This is a genomic window from Methylophaga marina (assembly GCF_030296755.1).
GTDB lineage: Bacteria > Pseudomonadota > Gammaproteobacteria > Nitrosococcales > Methylophagaceae > Methylophaga > Methylophaga marina.
This window is the reverse complement of record NZ_AP027741.1, coordinates 1,756,388-1,775,778: the sequence shown is the minus strand read 5'-3', so window position 1 is coordinate 1,775,778 and position 19,391 is coordinate 1,756,388. Positions and strand designations below refer to the sequence as shown.

General features: G+C 44.7%; 19 protein-coding genes and 1 pseudogene. 11 read left to right on the top strand and 9 right to left on the bottom strand.

Annotated features, from left to right (window positions below; translation table 11 throughout):
• Positions 1-19: 19 nt before the first annotated feature.
• The gene (gene mscL / locus QUE24_RS09110) at positions 20-475 is read left to right on the top strand and encodes a large conductance mechanosensitive channel protein MscL (protein WP_286303535.1); all 456 of its coding nucleotides are present in this window, start codon (positions 20-22) and stop codon (positions 473-475) included.
• A gap of 58 nt (positions 476-533) precedes the next feature.
• On the opposite strand, the gene groL is transcribed toward mscL, so the two are convergent.
• From groL to QUE24_RS09095, 3 genes are all read right to left on the bottom strand, one after another.
• Entirely contained in the window at positions 534-2,171 is a 1,638-nt protein-coding gene (gene groL / locus QUE24_RS09105) for a chaperonin GroEL (protein ID WP_286303534.1), read from the bottom strand.
• Positions 2,172-2,217: 46 nt separating this feature from the next.
• Positions 2,218-2,508 (bottom strand): co-chaperone GroES, encoded by a 291-nt coding sequence (gene groES, locus QUE24_RS09100; protein ID WP_007143920.1) that lies wholly within the window; start codon positions 2,506-2,508, stop codon positions 2,218-2,220.
• A 115-nt stretch (positions 2,509-2,623) separates the two neighbouring features.
• Complete coding sequence (locus QUE24_RS09095; protein ID WP_286303533.1) at positions 2,624-3,097, bottom strand: FxsA family protein; 474 nt, start codon at positions 3,095-3,097, stop codon at positions 2,624-2,626.
• A 218-nt stretch (positions 3,098-3,315) separates the two neighbouring features.
• On the opposite strand from QUE24_RS09095, the gene QUE24_RS09090 reads away from it, so the two are divergent.
• From QUE24_RS09090 to QUE24_RS09080, 3 genes are all read left to right on the top strand, one after another.
• On the top strand, positions 3,316-4,542 hold the full coding sequence (locus QUE24_RS09090; RefSeq protein ID WP_286303532.1) for an OprO/OprP family phosphate-selective porin: 1,227 nt from the start codon (positions 3,316-3,318) through the stop codon (positions 4,540-4,542).
• Positions 4,452-4,670 (top strand): porin, encoded by a 219-nt coding sequence (locus QUE24_RS09085; protein WP_286306098.1) that lies wholly within the window; start codon positions 4,452-4,454, stop codon positions 4,668-4,670. Before QUE24_RS09090 ends, QUE24_RS09085 begins: the two co-directional genes overlap by 91 nt.
• Positions 4,671-4,759: 89 nt before the next feature.
• Complete coding sequence (locus QUE24_RS09080; RefSeq protein WP_286303531.1) at positions 4,760-6,574, top strand: GGDEF domain-containing protein; 1,815 nt, start codon at positions 4,760-4,762, stop codon at positions 6,572-6,574.
• 5 nt (positions 6,575-6,579) lie between these two features.
• On the opposite strand, the gene QUE24_RS09075 is transcribed toward QUE24_RS09080, so the two are convergent.
• Positions 6,580-7,032 carry an arsenate reductase ArsC gene (locus tag QUE24_RS09075; RefSeq protein WP_286303530.1) on the bottom strand — a complete coding sequence of 151 codons (453 nt, stop codon included), beginning with the start codon at positions 7,030-7,032 and terminating at the stop codon, positions 6,580-6,582.
• A gap of 146 nt (positions 7,033-7,178) precedes the next feature.
• On the opposite strand from QUE24_RS09075, the gene QUE24_RS09070 reads away from it, so the two are divergent.
• On the top strand, positions 7,179-7,853 hold the full coding sequence (locus tag QUE24_RS09070) for a TIGR04211 family SH3 domain-containing protein (protein WP_284452220.1): 675 nt from the start codon (positions 7,179-7,181) through the stop codon (positions 7,851-7,853).
• Positions 7,854-7,925: 72 nt separating this feature from the next.
• Here the strand turns inward: QUE24_RS09070 and QUE24_RS09065 are convergent, their stop codons facing one another.
• From QUE24_RS09065 to QUE24_RS09055, 3 genes are read right to left on the bottom strand one after another with little or no spacing between them, the layout of a single operon-like run.
• Positions 7,926-8,444: a HugZ family pyridoxamine 5'-phosphate oxidase gene (locus tag QUE24_RS09065; RefSeq protein WP_286303529.1), complete on the bottom strand. Its 519-nt coding sequence runs from the start codon at positions 8,442-8,444 to the stop codon at positions 7,926-7,928.
• 10 nt (positions 8,445-8,454) lie between these two features.
• Entirely contained in the window at positions 8,455-8,838 is a 384-nt protein-coding gene (hutX, locus tag QUE24_RS09060; protein ID WP_286303528.1) for a heme utilization cystosolic carrier protein HutX, read from the bottom strand.
• Between the two features lie 9 nt (positions 8,839-8,847).
• Positions 8,848-10,875, bottom strand: a complete 2,028-nt coding sequence (locus QUE24_RS09055; protein WP_286303527.1) for a TonB-dependent hemoglobin/transferrin/lactoferrin family receptor — start codon at positions 10,873-10,875, stop codon at positions 8,848-8,850.
• A gap of 166 nt (positions 10,876-11,041) precedes the next feature.
• Between QUE24_RS09055 and QUE24_RS09050 the strand changes: the two genes are divergently transcribed.
• Genes QUE24_RS09050 through QUE24_RS09030 form a run of 5 tightly spaced genes read left to right on the top strand, consistent with a single transcriptional unit; the run spans position 11,042 to position 15,521 of the window.
• Entirely contained in the window at positions 11,042-11,434 is a 393-nt protein-coding gene (locus QUE24_RS09050) for an ABC transporter substrate-binding protein (protein ID WP_286303526.1), read from the top strand.
• Positions 11,410-11,895 (top strand): ABC transporter substrate-binding protein, encoded by a 486-nt coding sequence (locus QUE24_RS09045; protein WP_286303525.1) that lies wholly within the window; start codon positions 11,410-11,412, stop codon positions 11,893-11,895. The genes QUE24_RS09050 and QUE24_RS09045 overlap by 25 nt, the downstream gene beginning before the upstream one ends.
• Positions 11,896-11,911: 16 nt before the next feature.
• Positions 11,912-12,952 (top strand): FecCD family ABC transporter permease, encoded by a 1,041-nt coding sequence (locus tag QUE24_RS09040; protein WP_286306097.1) that lies wholly within the window; start codon positions 11,912-11,914, stop codon positions 12,950-12,952.
• A gap of 7 nt (positions 12,953-12,959) precedes the next feature.
• Positions 12,960-13,727: a heme ABC transporter ATP-binding protein gene (locus tag QUE24_RS09035; protein ID WP_286303524.1), complete on the top strand. Its 768-nt coding sequence runs from the start codon at positions 12,960-12,962 to the stop codon at positions 13,725-13,727.
• Between the two features lie 9 nt (positions 13,728-13,736).
• Positions 13,737-15,521: an ABC transporter ATP-binding protein gene (locus QUE24_RS09030; protein ID WP_286303523.1), complete on the top strand. Its 1,785-nt coding sequence runs from the start codon at positions 13,737-13,739 to the stop codon at positions 15,519-15,521.
• A gap of 32 nt (positions 15,522-15,553) precedes the next feature.
• Here the strand turns inward: QUE24_RS09030 and ilvD are convergent, their stop codons facing one another.
• Complete coding sequence (ilvD, locus tag QUE24_RS09025; protein ID WP_286303522.1) at positions 15,554-17,407, bottom strand: dihydroxy-acid dehydratase; 1,854 nt, start codon at positions 17,405-17,407, stop codon at positions 15,554-15,556.
• Positions 17,408-17,524: 117 nt separating this feature from the next.
• Here ilvD and argA point away from each other — a divergent pair, with 117 nt between their 5' ends.
• Entirely contained in the window at positions 17,525-18,826 is a 1,302-nt protein-coding gene (argA, locus tag QUE24_RS09020) for an amino-acid N-acetyltransferase (protein WP_286303521.1), read from the top strand.
• On the opposite strand, the pseudogene QUE24_RS09015 reads toward argA, so the two are convergent.
• Positions 18,823-19,331: pseudogene (locus QUE24_RS09015) on the bottom strand (RNA pyrophosphohydrolase). The gene argA and the pseudogene QUE24_RS09015 overlap by 4 nt on opposite strands.
• Positions 19,332-19,391: the final 60 nt, after the last annotated feature.

Sequence of the window (19,391 nt, the reverse complement as noted above, 5' to 3'; positions counted from 1 at the left end):
AACAAAAGGAAGATAAAGGATGTTGAAGGAATTCAAAGAGTTTGCCATGCGCGGCAATGTGTTAGATATGGCCGTGGGGATTATCATCGGTGGTGCGTTTGGCACCATTGTGAAGAGTTTGGTAGCCGACGTAATTATGCCACCTATTGGTCTATTACTGGGAGGTGTCGACTTTTCAGACTTATTTGTCACGTTAAAAGAAGGTACTGTGGCAGGTCCATATGCCACCTTGGCAACAGCTCAGGAAGCTGGTGCTGTAGTGATTAGTTATGGCGTCTTTATTAATGCGGTCATCAGCTTTTTGATCGTCGCCTTTGCTGTTTTTCTGTTGATTCGTTCGGTCAATAAAATGCAACGTGAAAAAGAAGCAGAACCTGCACCTGCAGAAGCCACCAATAAAGAATGTCCAAGATGCTACTCAACCATTCTTATCAAAGCGACGCGTTGCCCACACTGCACATCTGAACTCGTATAAACAAAAAAGCCCCGACCAAATGGCCGGGGCTTTTTTAGCACTAAAGACTGAGGGATGATTACATCATGCCGCCCATGCCACCCATACCGCCCATATCAGGCATTGCAGGTGCATCTTCTTTTGGCAGTTCAGCGATCATCGCTTCTGTTGTCAGCATCAGACCAGCAACAGAACCTGCATTTTGTAATGCAGTACGCGTGACTTTAGTTGGGTCAAGAATACCCATATCAATCATATCGCCGTATTCACCTGTTGCCGCGTTGTAACCATAGTTACCTTTACCTGCAACAACTTCATTCAAGATAACAGATGCTTCAGCACCCGCGTTTGTAGCGATTTGACGTAAAGGCTCTTCCATTGCACGACGCGCAATTTTGATACCCATGTCTTGATCATGGTTGTCACCACGCAGTTCGCCCAGAGAGCTTTCTGCACGAACAAGAGCAACACCACCACCAGCGACGACGCCTTCTTCAACCGCAGCACGAGTCGCGTGTAACGCATCTTCAACACGTGCTTTCTTCTCTTTCATTTCCATCTCGGTAGCCGCACCAACACGGATAACAGCAACACCGCCAGCTAATTTAGCAACACGTTCTTGCAGTTTTTCTTTGTCGTAGTCAGAAGAAGATTCAGCGATTTGTGTGCGAATTTGTTCAACACGTGCTTGGATTTCATCTGCACGGCCAGCACCATCAACGATAGTGGTATTTTCTTTGCTGACAGTGATTTTCTTCGCTTGACCTAAGTGATCCAAAGTCACTTTTTCCAGGCTCAGACCGACTTCTTCAGAAATCACAGTACCACCAGTCAGCACAGCGATATCTTCTAACATCGCTTTACGACGGTCACCAAAGCCAGGCGCTTTAACAGCACAGACTTTCACGATACCGCGCATATTGTTCACAACCAGTGTGGCTAAGGCTTCACCTTCCACATCTTCAGAAACGATCAATAATGGACGGCTAGATTTCGCGACAGCTTCTAGAGTTGGCAGCAAATCACGGATGTTTGAGATTTTTTTGTCGAATAACAGCACATACGGATCTTCCAGTTCTGCTGTCATAGTTTGTTGGTCGTTAACAAAGTATGGAGACTGGTAGCCACGATCAAACTGCATACCTTCAACGACGTCTAATTCGTTTTCAAAGCCGCTACCGTCTTCAACGGTGATAACGCCTTCTTTACCGACTTTTTGCATGGCTTCAGCAATAATTTTACCGATTGAAGCGTCAGAGTTAGCTGAAATAGTACCGACTTGAGCAATCGCTTTATCATCATCACATGGTGATGACATAGTACGCAGTTGTTCAACCGCAGATTGAACTGCTTTGTCGATACCACGTTTCAGATCCATTGGGTTCATACCAGCAGTAACGGCTTTCATACCTTCACGCAGAATAGCTTGTGCTAGAACTGTCGCTGTAGTTGTACCGTCACCTGCAGCATCAGAAGTGTGCGAAGCCACTTCTTTTACCATTTGGGCACCCATGTTTTCGTATTTGTTTTCCAGTTCGATTTCTTTCGCGACTGAAACACCGTCTTTCGTGACGGTAGGTGCACCGAAGCTTTTATCTAAAACAACGTTGCGACCTTTTGGTCCCAGTGTGACTTTTACTGCGTTAGCCAGTGTATTCACACCTTTAACCATTAACTGACGTGCGTCTGCACCAAATTTGACTTCTTTAGCAGCCATTGTAGTTATTCCTCTTATTCTTTAATAAAGCAAATGAATCCAGGGATTAGCCTTCGATAACAGCAACAATGTCATCTTCACGCATGACTAACAGTTCTTCACCGTCAACCTTAACTTCAGTACCGGCATATTTGCCAAACAGTACTTTGTCACCCACTTTTACCGCCAAAGGGCGAACTTCGCCTGAATCTGTAACCTTGCCATCACCTGCAGCAAGAATTTCACCGCGAGATGGTTTTTCTGCGGCGTTATCAGGGATAACGATACCGCCAGCGCTCATTGTTTCTTCTTCCATGCGACGAACAATCACACGATCATGAAGGGGACGAAGATTCATCTGTATTTCCTCCGAAAAAATGTCTATTAATGACTAACTTAAATTGTAGGGAACTCATAGAATGGGGTTACAAAACCTGCTTTCAAGGGGGCTAAGCAAAAAAATTTAAAAATTTTTATCGAAGATGATGTTTATCATCGTCATCGACCACTTCCCCATCAATCACATCACCTTCTCGATAATCTGATCGATAACGTTGTTGTGAAAAAGCATCACCACGCTTTTGTGTGTAAAAAATACGACTATTCTTGGCTAGTTGTTTAATCACACTCTGCCTAATGGCTGGCACCAGTAACAAAAAACCAAAGGTATCGGTGACAAATCCGGGTGTTAATAACATCGCCCCAGCGATAACCAAACACACCCCTTCCAGCATCTCTGTGGCAGGAATTTGGCCGCTGGCCATGGAGCTTTGTGCTCGTTGTAATGTTTGAAAACCTTGTAAACGAAGTAAAAACGCACCTAGAACAGCGGTGGCCACCACCATAAATATAGTCGGTAATGCACCAATCACATCGCCAACCTGTATCAACACATAGATTTCAACGATGGGGATAATTAAAAAAATCAGTAATAAAATTCGAAACATAGGACGTCCAAAGGCATAGTTATATAGATGGATATTGGTGCGGTTTTCCTTATTTCAAGGCCTGATCGCCATTGTCGCTTAAATACAACAAAAGTCAGCTTTTGTATCAATGTCACAAAACTGTAACGTTTTCTTCATCATGCTGAAACATAACAAGCCTAAGGTGTGCGGGACTTCGGCTCTTACCGAATTGATAAACCAACCTAGAGGATAGTCCCTTGAAATTGAAAACAACATCTTTATTAATTGCCGGTACCTTGTTTGGTGCAGCAATGTTGCCTGCTCAGGCAAACAACGAAGCGATGGCTGACCTGTTAAAAGTCCTTCGTGACAAAGGCACCATCAGTGCAGAAGACTACAACATGCTGAAAAACGCTGCAGCAGCTGATCAAGAAAAAACTGAAGCTGCTCAAGCTGAAGTGAAAAAACAAGTCGCTGAAGCAACTGCAGATATGCCAAAAATTACCACTGATGGCAAAATCAAAGTTGAAAGCCGTGATGGTGCATGGTCTTTCCAACCAATTGGTCGTGTCATGTGGGATGCGATTGACTCTGATGCAGACGATCTGGCAGATGATGCTCAAGGAACAGAATTACGCCGTGCTCGTCTAGGTTTCTCAGGTTCAATTTACGACTGGGGTTACAAATTTGAAGCTGACTTCGCAGGTGGCGATGCATCAATCAAAGACGCTTATGTCAGCTATGGCAACAAATTCTCAAACGGCGTTCGTTATGGCGTGAAAATGGGCCAATCTCATGTCCCATTTGGTCTGAACACCAAAATAAGCTCTAAATATATGAGCTTTATGGATCGTCCTTTGTTTGCTGATACTGACTGGTCTCCAGCACGTCAAAGTGGTGTCGTTGCTGATCTGGCTGCTGATGATTATCGCTGGACATTCTCTGCAGGCCTGACTAATGGTGGCCTGAGCGGCGGTGAGACGACTGATAACGGTAGCACTTTCGCAGCCCGCGCATCATTTGTTCCTTACATGGCCTCAAAAAATCAATTGATCCAAATCGGTGCTGGTTATTTAACTCGTGGCGGCGGTGATGGTTTTGATGACGATCAACGTGTTGTAAGCCACATTGATAACACCAAACCTTTAGAGTTAGTTGTAGCCCCTTCAGCTGACGACGGCTCTGATGCATTCACTATCGATGCTATGGCAATCTTCGGTTCATTCCACGCTATGGCAGAGTACTTAGATTACACTAATGACACTACTGCTGGTGACATTGATACTACTGGCTACGCAATTGAAGCTGGTTACTTCCTAACAGGTGAATCACTGAAATGGAAAAAGGTTATACCTCTGGTATCACACCAAAGTCTAAATATGGCGCATGGCAGATTGCTGCACGTTTCGAAAACATGGAAATTGACGAAATCTCAGGTAACGCTACTTCAGGCGATGAAGCAGATAAGTTCACACTGGGTCTAAACTACTACCCAACTAAAAACACACGTTTGATGTTGAACTACGACAAAATTACTGACCTGAAAATAGACGGTGTTAGCCGTGATGAAGAACCATCTGCACTTAAATTCCGTGCGCAAGCATTCTGGTAGGTCTTAACACTGGAAAGCACTGATAAAAGCCTCACCCCAGGGTGGGGCTTTTTTCTGATTAGGAGATATTAGCAAGAGAAGATAAGACGATGACACAAGAAGAATTACACCACTATCACTCATTACAGGAAATTCTCAGTCATGGACGTCTGACAGCTCTGTTTCAACCCATTATATCTCTACACAACCAACAGATTTTTGGTTATGAGGCACTGATTCGTGGTCCATCTGATGGCCCACTTCATTCGCCTGTGACCTTATTTGATACCGCTCTCAAGCATGATTGTCTGGCTGAGCTGGATTTACTTTGTCGAGAAACGGCGATCAAACGCTATGGTCAACTCGGCCTGAAAGAAAAACTCTTTATCAACACCACACCTGTCGCCCTTCTGGATAACAATTATCCACATGGATTGACTTTACAATATGTTGAAATGGCGGGCTTATCAGCAGAACAAGTCATCATTGAGCTCACTGAACAGTATCCGATTGATGACTATGAATTAATGCGAGCAGCCACCGAACATTATCGCGATATGGGTTTTTCGATTGCGATTGATGATTTGGGTGCGGGCTATTCTGGCTTACGCACCTGGTCTGAACTCAAGCCTGATTTTGTCAAACTGGACCGCCACTTTATGCAGAATATTCATGAAGATCGGCAAAAGCGCCAATTTGTGCAATCCATGATTGATATTGCTCAAAGTATCGGCTGCCAGGTGATTGGTGAAGGCATTGAAGTTCGTCAGGAATATATCACCGCACAAAGTCTGGATATGCGCTTTGTACAAGGCTATTACTTTGGCCGTCCTAATCGTAATCCACAAAAAGAACTCGATAACAGTCTGTTTGCCCAACGCAAAGAAACAACGATACAACGAACAGGTCGTCCAAGAGCGAATACCCTTGTTAGCAGCTTGCTGACAGATTTAGATCCGGTCAGACATAACGATACCATTGAGCACATTTCTGATCGTTTTCAGAAAGCGTTAAAACTGAATGCGTTGCCGGTTGTTGATGATAATAATCGTGTCGTGGGTATCATGTGGCGCGATGATTTTATGACACTTTACGCCAGCCGTTTTGGTCGTGAACTGTACGGAAGAAAACCCATAAAAGACTTTATGGATAAAAATCCCATCGTCGTTGAAACTGAGCTGCCATTGAAAAAACTCAGTTATCAAATCACCAGCCAGGAAGCACATCACCAGCACAGTGCCTTCGTCATAACGGAGCAAGGCCGCTATCGCGGTGTAGGTAGTTTGATGGACTTGCTACGTCAGATTACCGATATGCAAATCACCATGGCGCGTCATGCCAATCCGTTGAGTGGTCTGCCAGGAAATGTGCCATTAAGTGAACATACCCGTGAAATTATCGAGCAAAATCGGGATGTCACTGTCTGCTATTTTGACTTGGATAACTTCAAACCCTACAACGACATTTATGGTTACGGTAAAGGCGATAAGGTGATTAGCCTCACAGCTAAAACGTTAACTGAACATGTCGACCAGGAAATCGACTTTGTCGGGCATGTGGGTGGCGATGATTTTATCATCTTGTTTGAAAGTAAAGACTGGCAGCAGCGTTGCCAAAAGATTCTGGAAGCATTTGAGGCACTTTACCCACAACTATACAACTTACGTCATCTGCAACAAGCAGGCATCAATGCGGTTGATCGCCATGGCAATGAAACCTTTTATTCACTGCTTAGCTTATCGATAGGTGCTGTGCGCATTTTAGACTTCCCGAATATCCAGGCAGAGATTGATCTGACCGAATACGCCAGTAAAGCAAAATCAATGGCTAAACGAATAGCTGGAAACAGCCTCTATCAACTAGAGGCGACAGAAAAAAATATGAGTAATCAGAAACCGAAAATACGCTTGGTCACGGAGAAATAATCAGCTTAAACAGCCGCTTCGTAAGCAACCTGTTCGAGTACAAACTCGACACGCTGACGTACTTTCTCACGTGTTTCACGGAAGATATCCATCACTTCCTCTTCACTACCCCGCAGCTTGGCCGGATCAGGCAAAGGCAGATGCACCTTAACTGTATGGGGGCTGAGTAGAGGGCACTGCTCTTCAGCGTTATCACATAGTGTGACTAACAAATCTGCCCATTCCAGCATTTCACCATTCACACGAATCGATTCCTGCTGAGAAATATCAATGCCGACTTCAGACATAATTTTGATGGCACGTTGGTTTTGTCCATGTGCCTCAATACCAGCCGATTTTATTTCAATTTCTTCGCTGGCCAATGCTCTTGCCCAGCCCTCAGCCATTTGTGACCGACACGAGTTGCCAGTACACAAAAACATGACTCTAATCTTTTCCATTTCTAACCCTTTCTTCATAGCAGGCCGACCTTAACAAACCAATATGACAACACCGTTACGACGGCATAACATTCTGATTTATTGTTAATTACTAACTCAGACTTGAAGCGAACAGCATCGCTTCTGTTAAAATGCCTGTTTATCAAAGAATAAAGACGTCCATTGTGAAAAAACTGATCGCACACATCCTCATCTCAGCGGCACTGTTGACTCCCGTCCTTGCTCAAGCTCAAACCACGCGTTATGTATCTGATAAGCTCGAAATCACCATGCGGAATGGTCAAGGTGTGAAGTTCAATATCCGTAAAATGCTCGAGTCTGGTACACGACTCGAAGTACTGGAAACGGATCCAGCAGGTTATTCAAAAGTCAGAACGACAGATGGCGTTGAAGGCTGGGTGTTAACCCGTTATCTGACCAACACACCGAGTGCTCGTGATCAACTTGAAGCCAGTCAAAAGCGTGTGGCCAATTTAGAACTTGAAATCGCTAAATACAAAGAAGAAATTTCATCACTCAGTAATCAAAACTCCGACGTTGATACACAAAACATGTCGTTGAAAGAAAAGTCACAACGTTTGAGCAAAGAACTGGACGACCTCCGTCGTACCGCGTCAAATGCTGTGGCTTTAGATAATGAAAACCGCCAGCTAAAAGAAAAGCTGCAAGAAATTGATCATGAAAACCAGTCATTAGTCATCGAAAACAATGCCTTAAAAGATAACAGTACCCGAAGCTGGTTCCTTATTGGCGCCGCTGTTTTATTCGCAGGTATCTTGTTAGGCATCATCCTACCGCGCCTAAAAGTTCGGAAAAAGGATAGCTGGGGCAGCCTCTGATAACAGATTATTATCTCGTCAATAAAAAAGGACGCATCGAGCGTCCTTTTTTTGTTTCATACAACCAGTCTATCAAGCACGTTTTTTGTGTCCATCTCTCAGATGAGACAAGCCTTCTCCAGCTAAAGAGCCACCATCAATCTGATACGCCTTACCAAAGCCTTTCACATAACGGCCACCGATAGGATTCAGCTTAAATAACTTAAAGTCACTCAATTGACTTAAGTTTTGTATGCGATCGCCATGACGATCGGTTAAACACTGAATACCCACATCCCAGTCTGCAGAATCGACAGGCAATAGTTCTGTGGTCACATTGTACTGAACACGAAGACGAGCAAATAACTCCGCAGCAGAATCTTCATCTTCAATAATTAATACTGAAGCTCTAGGGTGATGCTGCAAGTTTTTAGCGTGAACTGCGATTTCACTGATTAATACATATAAACAATCTTCTCCCACCGCGAAGGGCGCGTAGGAAGCATAAGGTTCATCTTCTTCGGTTAATGAGGATAGCAGCAAACTTTTTCTGCTGTTGACCATCGCCATAATCTCTTGACTGATTTTCTCTTCTAACCCTTTATTATTCATTACTCTATTCTCATTGATATTGTTGTTGCATGGCCAGAAAACGTTGTTTTTGTTCTGCTAACAACTCGCCTTTTTCATCTCGGCCAAGAAAGACTTTAAAAATCACCTCGCCCTCGGCATTTTCAAAAACAAACGCGTAACTCTCTCGGCCACGGTGCTGTTTATCTTGAAAACGAATATGGTTTACTAACTTAAGATTTAAGTGTCCATGAAAGCCTGGCACCGGACCTGATAAATTATAAAAACCTTCCGCTACAGAGCCTTTCGGAAAAGGCCCCATAAACTCAAACACACTGCCGCCATGCAATACGATGGTCGTCATAGTACCCCAATCAGCCAGTTGCTCGAGTAATGCTTGAGCCTGCTCACCTGGCATTGTTACTTCATTAGACATAGCTGCTCCTTAAAAATCATACTTCACGCCAAGACGAATATCTTTGCCCGGCATATAGAGTTGTTGAAATGCGACACGATAGTGTTGATCAGTCAAATTATTCACTGTGAGATCAACCGTCAGGTTTTCAAAGTCACGTGGAGTCCAGCGAGCATAGAGGTCAACCAAATTATAGTGCTCATAATCTTCATTGGCAGACATGACATCGTTTGGTTTATGTTTTTGGCTTTCCACTCGTGTCAATGTGGAGCCAGTTTGTAAACTATCAGATAGCCATGACTTATTCAGATCTAAAACCCATTTATCTGCTGGAATATTGGCTAGGGCTTCGCCCGTATTCTTATTTTTGGCACGCGTTTGACCATAACTGACCATCGCATTCCAGTTTTGCCATTGATAATCCATTGCCAACTCAAATCCAACTAATTGAGCTTTATCAACATTTCGATACTCTGTATTAACAGGATAATAATCATCAAACTGCGGACCATAGATCAACATTATCTGCTGATAATTCGTTGCTATTTGCTCGATAAAGTTATTGACCTCATTATGAAAGACTGAAGCATGAATGTTGACAGTATCTTTTTCATTAAAGGCATTTTGCATTTGGTAATCTACCAAGAACTCAATATTTTGGGATTCTTCTGGCTTCAAATTTGGGTTATTTATGAATGTATTAGCGCCTGCAGGTCCGTAGCTGTAATGAGTCCCCGTAGTATAAAGCTCTTCAGCCGATGGCGCTCTAAATGCCTCGTCATAACGTAACGTCACCTGTAAATCCTCATTTGGCAACCAACTGATGGCTGCTGAAGGTGAAAACGCATTATCACTACGATCATTATTCAAGTTATCCGCTTCAGTCGCGAAATAGTCATAGCGTGCACCCAACTCCAGACGCAAGATATCAGCAAATGGAATCTGCACCTCGGTGAATGCACCCCAGACATCCGTGGTGGCTTCAGGCACAATGGGCCGACTGGGACCACTTCGTGAAGCGTCTAATTTATCCTGATAACCATCCACGCCATACAGCACAGAAACATCACCAAACTGACTACGATTATTGAGATTTAAACCTAATGTTCTGATATTGGTTGTATCGAATCTATTATCGGACACACGATTTTCATCGACTTCTGTTCGGTTCCAGTATAAGTTGAGCTGGCTATCGATCAGTTTGTTGTCTGGGTTAAAGCGATAATCGACAGAAGCATGATCCGTTTGAATTTCCCGATCAACTAAAAACACCGACGTGCCCAAATTTGCTGATGCATTGGATGGCACACCACCATCCGTATAGGAGCGGCGAAAGTTAAATGTCGCCATCTGATCGTTATCGATAAACCAGTCCAGTTTAGCTAACACGCCTTGGTCACGATCGGCCGAGTTTTCCAGATCATCGCCATTCCCCAGCTCCAAGTCATTGCCATCACGATAGTAACCCGATAGCAGCAAATCAACATTGCCAAAACGACTAGCCAAAGCACCGGTTGTTGTCCACTTATCACCGTTTGATTGATAACCTTGTTTCACAAAGCCGCCCAGATTATCTCCATCCAAGAGATCAGCCGCATGAATAGTATTCTGTGACACAACACCACCTAACGCACCTGACCCCCATAAAGAACTGCTCGGCCCTCGAAGTACCTCAACATTTTTTAAGAGTGATGGGTCTAAAAAATACGTAGGTCGATGACCTGATTCAAAATTCTGTCTAACCCCATCAATCAATTGCAAAACACGGTTTCCACCCAAGCCACGGATATTGACTCCCTGAACTTGTTCACGAGGGCCACCAGTTAATGTGACATTAGGTAAATAGTTAATAACTTGAGGAACAGAAGTGGCTTGTTGTCGTGCAATATCATCCTGACTCACGACACTGATATTGCGGCTTGAGCTATCACCGTCAGTGTTTCTTGTCGCTGTGATAGTGATTTCATCGAGGCTTTGTTCCGCAGCAAAGGCTTCGCCACCACTTACTGTCAATAAAACAGGCACCTGCATTAGCAAGGCTAACTTTCTTAATTTCATCGTAATTGTTCCTGACTTGAAAAATATGTCGAGAAAATTACCATTTAACGATAATGAGATCAATTATCATTTACATATAGATTAACAATTTAGCAGATATCAAGTAGAATGCTGTGCGTTGTGTATCCCCCTTTTCACTATGACTAATATATCGACTGAACTTTATATGATGAAGAATAAAAGAATCCCTTCTCTTTTCTGCGCTCTATGGCTTTTAATGCTGACTTTGCTCACAGCCCCAAGCAGCTATGCGGACTCTAATAATTCCCGCCTGGTCAGTGTTGACGGCAATGCCACTGAGATTTTGCTCAACCTGGGATTGGAAGAGCATATTGTGGCTGCAGACTTAACCAGTCAGCCCTTGTTATCTCAGCCAGTTGAAAATTTAGGTTACCATCGAACATTATCTGCAGAAGGGCTGCTCCAGTTACATCCTGATTTAGTTATCGGAAGTAACCATATGGGGCCTGCCCCGCTATCGCGGCTCTCAAAAAAGCACATATTCCTGTTCTCGAACTTGATAGTCCAACGACATTGCAGCAACTTGAAACAAATATAACGCTGTTAGCCTCTCGGCTTCATGCTGAATCAGCAGCGCAAGAGCTTATCGAACAGCTTCAAACAAGACAGGCAGCCTTGCTAGAAAAACAGCCGACACATAAGCCAACTGTGGTATTCCTGCTCGATATTGGTGAGCGTGGTTTATCCCAAGCGGGCACCGATACCACTGGCGATGCACTCATAAAACTATTGGGCGGTAAAAATATCAGCCAGTTTAGTGGTTACAAATCTATTTCTGTTGAAGCCTTATTAGCCGTCAATCCGGATATTATTCTGGTTGGTAGTCGTTCTGACAGCTTGGATAGCGCTAACAAGCTCGTCAAACGTCAGCCATTACTGCAACATAGCCAAGCGGCTAAAAATAATCAGATAGTGAGTGTGAATGCAGCGACCTTAATTGCCGGGCTCAGCCTCGGTGCTCTGGCGGAAGCTGAACGACTGGCAGATAAACTCTACTAGCCATCGACTCGTGACTATGCCCTACCAATCGCTATTCCGAAAGCTGGCGTGGCCAGTTCTGATCAGCCTGCTTGTCATCGGTATTATTTTATCTCTGACATCTGGCCCCATGAAGTTATCAAGCTGGCAGAGTTTGTTAACTGTCTGGGACGGTTTATTCCATACTGATCTTAGCCGTCTAAATGACTATGAGAAGGTCGTTATCTGGGATCTTCGCTGGCCTCGTACGCTGCTAGCTTTGTTTATTGGCGCCTTATTGGCCATCTGTGGCGCCGTCACACAAGGCTTGTTTCGAAACCCTTTGGCTGATCCAGGCATCATTGGTGTGTCTTCTGGTGCAGGGCTTGGGGCGGCACTTGCCATCGTAATATTTCCCGTAAGTTTCTCAGTTTTTGCCACACCTGTAGCGGCTTTTGTGGGTGGGTTAGTCACCAGTTTATTAGTGTATCGACTGGCCCAATCCAGCCAAGGAAATACTTCCGTGCTTATTCTGTTATTAGCCGGGGTCGCGGTCGCCGCATTTACCGGTGCCGTGATTGGTTTTCTAACATTTATTGCCAATGATCAGGCATTACGCGATTTAACTTTATGGGGCATGGGTTCCTTAAATGGCGCCACACCTTTTATGTTGTGGTTATGTGCTGGCTGTTGCCTGTGCTTGATACTTTTCTATCAGTATTACGCCAAAGCCCTGAATGCCTTATTGCTGGGTGAAGCTGAAGCGGCACATTTAGGCATCCATACTGAACAACTCAAACGCCAACTCATCATTGCGACAGCGATTGGCATTGGTATTGCCGTCTCTGCCTCAGGCATTATTGGCTTCATCAGTTTGGTTGTGCCTCATCTAATACGTATGACATTAGGCCCAGATCACACACGCCTATTACCTTTATCTGCCATTGCAGGGGCGGCCCTGTTATTACTGGCTGATGTGGGAGCACGGGTCTGGCTCGCTCCAGCCGAACTTCCGGTTGGCTTAGTGACAGCATTGATTGGCGCACCCTTTTTTGTTTTTCTTCTATTACAGCAACGTCAGCGCTTAAGTACATTGTAGGATGACGATGACCAGTTTAACTTTAAATCATCTCAACATTGCTCATGGTGGACGCTCCATTCTCCATATCGAGCATGCTGATGTTGAGCCGGGCGAGTTTATTGCCGTGCTGGGCCCTAATGGCGCAGGAAAAACCAGTTTATTTCGTGCCATTACTAGCGAGTGGAAACCTAGCTCAGGTCATGTTTTTTTGCATGATAAAAATGTAAATGAATGGTCTCGTCGAGAGCGTGCGAAACACTTAGGTATTTTGCCCCAATCATCACAATTAACCTTTCCCTTTAGTGCAAGTGAAGTCGTGGCAATAGGTGCGACGCCGCTGTCTCTATCTGCTGATGAGTTAGCTCAGCAAACACGATTTTGGATGGAAAAAACCGATACCTGGCAATTTGCAGATCGCTTTTTTACCAGTCTCTCTGGTGGAGAGCGGCAACGCGTGCAGCTAGCGCGAATATTACTCCAGGTATCACAAGCCGAAAAACCACCTGTTGTTTTGTTGGATGAACCCACATCAGCACAAGACTTAGGTCAACAGCATCATTTATTACAACTCGTTCGTCAGCTTAGTCATGAATCACAATTCTCGATCGTGGCCATTTTGCATGATCTTAACCAAGCAACGCGTTATGCCGATAAGATTTGGTTGCTAAATCAGGGTAAAATGTTTGCTCAAGGTTCACCACAGGCGATATTAACACCTGATACCGTCAGTGCGGTCTGGGGTTATGTTGCTGAGAAACTGATCACTCAAGCAGGAAACAACGTTCTAATTTAATGACTTTATATGACTGACAAAAGCAGCTATGAGCTGAGCGGCATTCTCAAGCAAGCCCTTCTGTACAAAAAGCATCTCGTCAAAGCCAATATCATCGCGCTTCTGGCGACACTCTGTGCTGTGCCTGTTCCTCTATTATTGCCTCTGATGGTTGACGAAGTGTTACTTGAAGAGCCAGGCCCAACCGTCGCCTTTATTCAGCAATTCAGTCCCGATAGCTGGCATGGTCCGGTTTTATATATTTTGGCTGTGTTGTTATTTACATTGGTATTACGTGTGGCATCGGTCATTTTGAATGTGGCTCAGTCACGTTATTTCACCCTTATTGCCAAACGCATCACCTTCAGGATTCGTCAAAAACTGATTAAACGGCTGGGTAGAATTGCCATCAGCGAATATGAAACTCGAGGTAGCGCCGGCATTGCCTCACATTTTGTTACCGATATTGAAGTGATTGATAATTTTATCGGCAATACCATCAGTCGATTTATCGTAGCAACGCTGAGTATTATTGGTACAGCAGTGATATTGCTGTTTTTACACTGGCAACTGGCGTTATTAATTTTGTTTATGAATCCGCTGGTGATCTATTTCACTATGGTGGTGGGTAAACACGTCAAGGAGCTTAAAAGGAAAGAAAATTCTGCTTTTGAAATCTTCCAACAAAGCTTGACCGAAACCTTAGACGGTATTCAACAAATACGCACCGCTAATCGTGAAAAACACTATCTGCTTCGCGTCATTGATAACGCACGTCAGGTTAGAAACCATGCCTCAGAGTTTGCCTGGAAAAGTGATGCCGCAAACCGTTTTTCTTTTGTGATCTTCCTGTTTGGCTTTGATGTGTTCAGGGCTGTCAGTATGTTTATGGTGATTTTCTCTAATTTAAGTATTGGTGAGATGTTCGCCGTCTTTGGTTACCTGTGGTTTATGATGAGTCCGGTACAAGAAATTCTGAATATTCAATATTCTTTTTATTCTGCCAGCGCAGCGGTTTCGAGGCTGAATAGTCTGTTCAGCATGCATGAAGAAGTGCGTTACCAAAACGACGTAAATCCATTTGTAGATGGACAACCCAGCAGTATTCGCATTGAGAACCTGCACTTTAAATACGGCGATAATAATAAAGTGCTCAGCGGCGTCTCGCTGAATATCCAAGCAGGTGAAAAAGTCGCACTGGTCGGTGCTAGTGGTGCCGGAAAGTCTACCTTAGTCAATGTGTTATTAGGTTTATATCCAGCTGATGATGGCATGGTATTTTTTAATGGTGTACCTGTGAGTAAAATTGGCCTGGACACGGTTCGTGAGCACGTATCCACAGTCTTACAAAGCCCCGCTTTGTTTAATGATACCGTGCGTCAAAACATTACGATGGGACGTCAATATTCTGATGATGCTATCTGGGAAGCTATTCGTATCGCACAGATAGAAACCGTCATCCAAGACCTTCCAGAACAATTGGATACCATCATAGGCCGTGATGGCGTGAAATTATCGGGTGGCCAACGTCAACGTCTGGCAATTGCACGTATGGCTTTAGTGAATCCAAGCGTGGTTGTTTTGGATGAAGCCACTTCAGCCTTAGATAGTGATACCGAATTTCAACTGCATAATGCTTTAGAGCAGTATCTGGAAAATCGGACAACCATTATTATTGCTCATCGTCTCAGCGCCGTGAAACAAGCCGATCGCATTATCGTATTTGACGGTGGAGAAATTATTGCGGAAGGCGACCATGATTCATTGATTAATCAGGACGGTTTGTACCAAAAACTTTACGCACAACAGATATAAAAAAGCCCGGATAAACCGGGCTCATTTATTTTCTATCGACGCTTGAGTTGTTCAACATCCCGAACAGCCCCTTTCGCCGCTGAGGTAGTCAATGCGGCATAGGCCTGAAGAGCTAGGCTCACTTCACGCTCACGCGCAACGGGTTTCCAGGCATCATCGCCTTTCGCTTCCATAGCGGCACGACGATGCGCCAGCTCTTCGTCGCTTATCTCAACATTGATCTTACGGTTAGGAATATCGATATGGATGATATCGCCTTCCTCCACCAAGCCAATATTCCCGCCTTCTGCCGCTTCAGGTGAAGCATGACCAATAGATAAACCCGATGTACCACCGGAGAAACGTCCATCAGTTAATAAGGCACAGGCTTTACCTAAACCTTTAGATTTCAGGTAGCTGGTGGGATACAGCATTTCCTGCATGCCTGGTCCACCTTTGGGTCCTTCATAGCGAATGAGGACAACATCACCTTCTTTGATATCCCCTCTTAAAATAGCTGCGACAGAGTCATCTTGAGACTCAAAAATGCGTGCCGGACCAGAGAAAGTCAAAATAGACTCATCCACACCGGCCGTTTTCACAATACAACCATCTTCAGCTAAATTGCCATACAACACGGCCAAGCCGCCATCTTTACTATAAGCATGTTCGACATCACGAATACAGCCGTTTTCACGATCCAAATCCAGCTCTGGCCAACGGCAGTTCTGACTGAAGGCTTCCTGTGTTGGAATACCAGCAGGACCAGCGAGATAACGTGTTAATGCAGGCTCATAGTCTGTGCGTTTCACATCCCATTGTTTTAAACCTTCACCCATGGTTTTGCTGTGAACTGTGGGCGCATCAGTATGCAATAAACCACCAGCCGCTAATTCACCAAGAATAGAAATGACACCACCAGCGCGGTGTACATCTTCCATGTGGTATTTGTTGGTGGCAGGCGCGACTTTACATAAATTCGGAATTTTACGTGACATGCGATCAATATCAGCCATAGTAAAGTCGACTTTGGCTTCATTCGCCGCCGCTAATAAGTGCAGCACGGTATTGGTTGAACCACCCATCGCAATATCTAGGGCAATGGCGTTTTCAAACGCCGCTTTTGTCGCAATAGATCGCGGTAATACATCCTCTTCATCATTTTCATAGTAGCGTTTAGCTAAATCGACGATGCGACGACCTGCTTCCAGAAACAGTTCTTTGCGATCCGCGTGTGTAGCAAGCAATGAACCATTGCCTGGTAATGATAGCCCCAAAGCTTCCGTCAGGCAGTTCATTGAGTTAGCTGTAAACATACCAGAGCATGAACCACAGGTTGGACAGGCACTACGCTCAACCTGTTCGACATCCGCATCACTGACATGCTCATCCGCTGCCTGAACCATGGCATCCACCAGATCCAGCTTGACGTCTTTACCAGCGAGTTTTGTTTTACCCGCTTCCATTGGTCCACCAGAAACAAAAATCACCGGAATATTGAGTCGCATAGCGGCCATTAACATGCCGGGTGTGATCTTGTCGCAGTTTGAAATACAAACAATGGCATCCGCGCAGTGCGCATTGACCATATATTCAACAGAGTCAGCGATAATGTCGCGCGATGGTAAGCTGTAAAGCATGCCGCCATGCCCCATAGCGATACCATCATCAACGGCAATGGTATTGAACTCTTTTGCGACACCGCCCGCTTTTTCAATTTCGCGCGCAACCAGTTGGCCAAGATCTTTTAGATGAACATGTCCGGGAACAAATTGTGTAAACGAGTTTGCAATAGCGATGATAGGTTTATTGAAATCATCATCTTTCATTCCTGTCGCCCGCCACAGTGCGCGAGCGCCAGCCATATTTCTACCCGCGGTAGATGTTCTTGAACGATATTGAGGCATGCGAAATCTCTCCAAAATCTGTTTTGCCCCACGTAACCCTTAGATCACATGGTAATAATCTGATAAATTTTACACGACACTTGGCAAGCGTGCCGAGTCTGAGATAAAAAGAAACGAATGAACGACACTGTAAAGCCAGTTACACCACAAAACTTAGCCACCACAACCAGCTGGTTTCGTACCGCTGCGCCTTATATTCATAGTCATCGTGGCGCGACTTTTGTGATTGCTTTTGATGGTGAAACCATCGATAGCCAGGAATTCGAGCCCCTGCTCCATGATATCTCTATCCTGAATAGCTTAGGCATTAAATTGGTTCTAGTATACGGTGCCAGACCTCAGATTGAAGCAAGCTGTATCGAACAAAACATACCTGTTAGATATCACAATGGTTTGAGAGTGACCGATGATATCAGCTTGGTTATTGCCAAAGCAGCCATTGGTAAACTGCGCCTTGATATCGAATCGAAACTGTCCTTTGGGTTACCACATACGCCAATGGCCGATGCACGTATTCGTTGTATCAGTGGGAACTTGGTGATTGCCAGACCTGCTGGCATCATAGATGGTGTGGATCTGGGTCATACCGGTGAAGTGCGCCGTATCGATGCTGAAGGCATCAATCAACAATTGGGATTAGGTAATATTGTTTTGCTGCCCCCTCTGGGTTACTCCCTTACAGGCGAAAGCTTCAACGTTTCAGCTGAATCTATCGCGACAGAAGTGGCCACAGCATTACGCGCAGATAAATTGATCTTTATTGGTCACAGTAACAAAACGATGCCCCGCGAACTGACGGTGAATGAGGCAGAAAAAACACTCAGCTCCCATCCTTCATTACATGCTGCGGTAAAAGCCTGTAGAGCAGGCGTCACCAGAGTACATATTCTGGATAGAGCCATTAACGGTGTTTTATTACAGGAATTATTCAGCCGTGATGGTGCTGGTACGCTGGTAACGTCCACCTCTTTTGAAACCACAAGACAAGCAACGATTGATGATGTCGGCGGTATCCTGGAGTTAATTCAACCGTTAGAAGAAAAAGGAGTTGTCGTAAAACGTTCAAGAGAGTTACTAGAACGAGAGATCGATCATTTCACGGTCATGGAGCGTGATGGCAGTGTTGTAGCCTGCGCGGCACTTTACCCCTATCCTGATAATGATATGGCAGAACTTGCTTGCCTGGCGGTATCGAATCAATACCAGAGTCATGGTCGCGGTCAGCAATTACTCGGGGTACTGGAGCAGTCAGCAAAAGCACAAGGCATCAATAATCTGTGCGTGTTAACCACTCAAACGGCGCACTGGTTTTTAGAGCATGGGTTCAAACCAGCAGAAATAGCTGATCTCCCTGTCGCAAAACAAGCGCTATACAATTATCAGCGCAAATCGCGTGTGTTCAGAAAAGAACTGGATTAACGTCTTTTTTTGTTATTTAACTGACGTCGATATTCCGGAAATAATAATGGCGCAAACTCATGGAGTGCTTTTTCATAAACACGACGTTTGAAAAACACAATTTCGTCAACCGGCGTCCAGTAATCCACCCAGCGCCAATCATCAAACTCTGGTTTTTCATGCAGATTAAGCTTGACGTCTTCTTCCTTACCGGTAAAACGCATTAAAAACCAACGCTGCTTTTGGCCAATACAAAGCGGTTTATTTCCATATCGCAGGTAACGTTTAGGTAAGCGGTAACGCAACCACCCTCGGGTCGTTGCAATTAACTCAACATGCTCTGGCAGTAAACCTACCTCTTCCGTAAGCTCACGATAAGCCGCCTGCTCAGGAGTTTCATGGGACTTGATCCCCCCTGAGGAAACTGCCACGAATCATGTTGCGCACGTTGCGCCCACAACACCTGATTCTCTTCGTTGCAGAGTATGATCCCTACGTTAGGCCTGAAGCCATCTTTATCAATCACGACTGAAGTCTCTAGCTGGCTGAGCGCAATCGCCCCCAGCGGTTTATTCTCAATTAGCGA

Coding starts and splice junctions, on each gene's coding strand:
- QUE24_RS09040 (WP_286306097.1), top strand. CDS start 11,912: ATGCCCTACCAATCGCTATTCCGAAAGCTGGCGTGGCCAGTTCTGATC.
- hutX (WP_286303528.1), bottom strand. CDS start 8,838: ATGTCTAATGAAGTAACAATGCCAGGTGAGCAGGCTCAAGCATTACTC.
- QUE24_RS09035 (WP_286303524.1), top strand. CDS start 12,960: ATGACCAGTTTAACTTTAAATCATCTCAACATTGCTCATGGTGGACGC.
- QUE24_RS09055 (WP_286303527.1), bottom strand. CDS start 10,875: ATGAAATTAAGAAAGTTAGCCTTGCTAATGCAGGTGCCTGTTTTATTG.
- argA (WP_286303521.1), top strand. CDS start 17,525: ATGAACGACACTGTAAAGCCAGTTACACCACAAAACTTAGCCACCACA.
- QUE24_RS09075 (WP_286303530.1), bottom strand. CDS start 7,032: ATGAAGAAAGGGTTAGAAATGGAAAAGATTAGAGTCATGTTTTTGTGT.
- groL (WP_286303534.1), bottom strand. CDS start 2,171: ATGGCTGCTAAAGAAGTCAAATTTGGTGCAGACGCACGTCAGTTAATG.
- QUE24_RS09065 (WP_286303529.1), bottom strand. CDS start 8,444: ATGAATAATAAAGGGTTAGAAGAGAAAATCAGTCAAGAGATTATGGCG.
- QUE24_RS09095 (WP_286303533.1), bottom strand. CDS start 3,097: ATGTTTCGAATTTTATTACTGATTTTTTTAATTATCCCCATCGTTGAA.
- ilvD (WP_286303522.1), bottom strand. CDS start 17,407: ATGCCTCAATATCGTTCAAGAACATCTACCGCGGGTAGAAATATGGCT.
- QUE24_RS09080 (WP_286303531.1), top strand. CDS start 4,760: ATGACACAAGAAGAATTACACCACTATCACTCATTACAGGAAATTCTC.
- QUE24_RS09030 (WP_286303523.1), top strand. CDS start 13,737: ATGACTGACAAAAGCAGCTATGAGCTGAGCGGCATTCTCAAGCAAGCC.
- QUE24_RS09050 (WP_286303526.1), top strand. CDS start 11,042: ATGATGAAGAATAAAAGAATCCCTTCTCTTTTCTGCGCTCTATGGCTT.
- groES (WP_007143920.1), bottom strand. CDS start 2,508: ATGAATCTTCGTCCCCTTCATGATCGTGTGATTGTTCGTCGCATGGAA.
- mscL (WP_286303535.1), top strand. CDS start 20: ATGTTGAAGGAATTCAAAGAGTTTGCCATGCGCGGCAATGTGTTAGAT.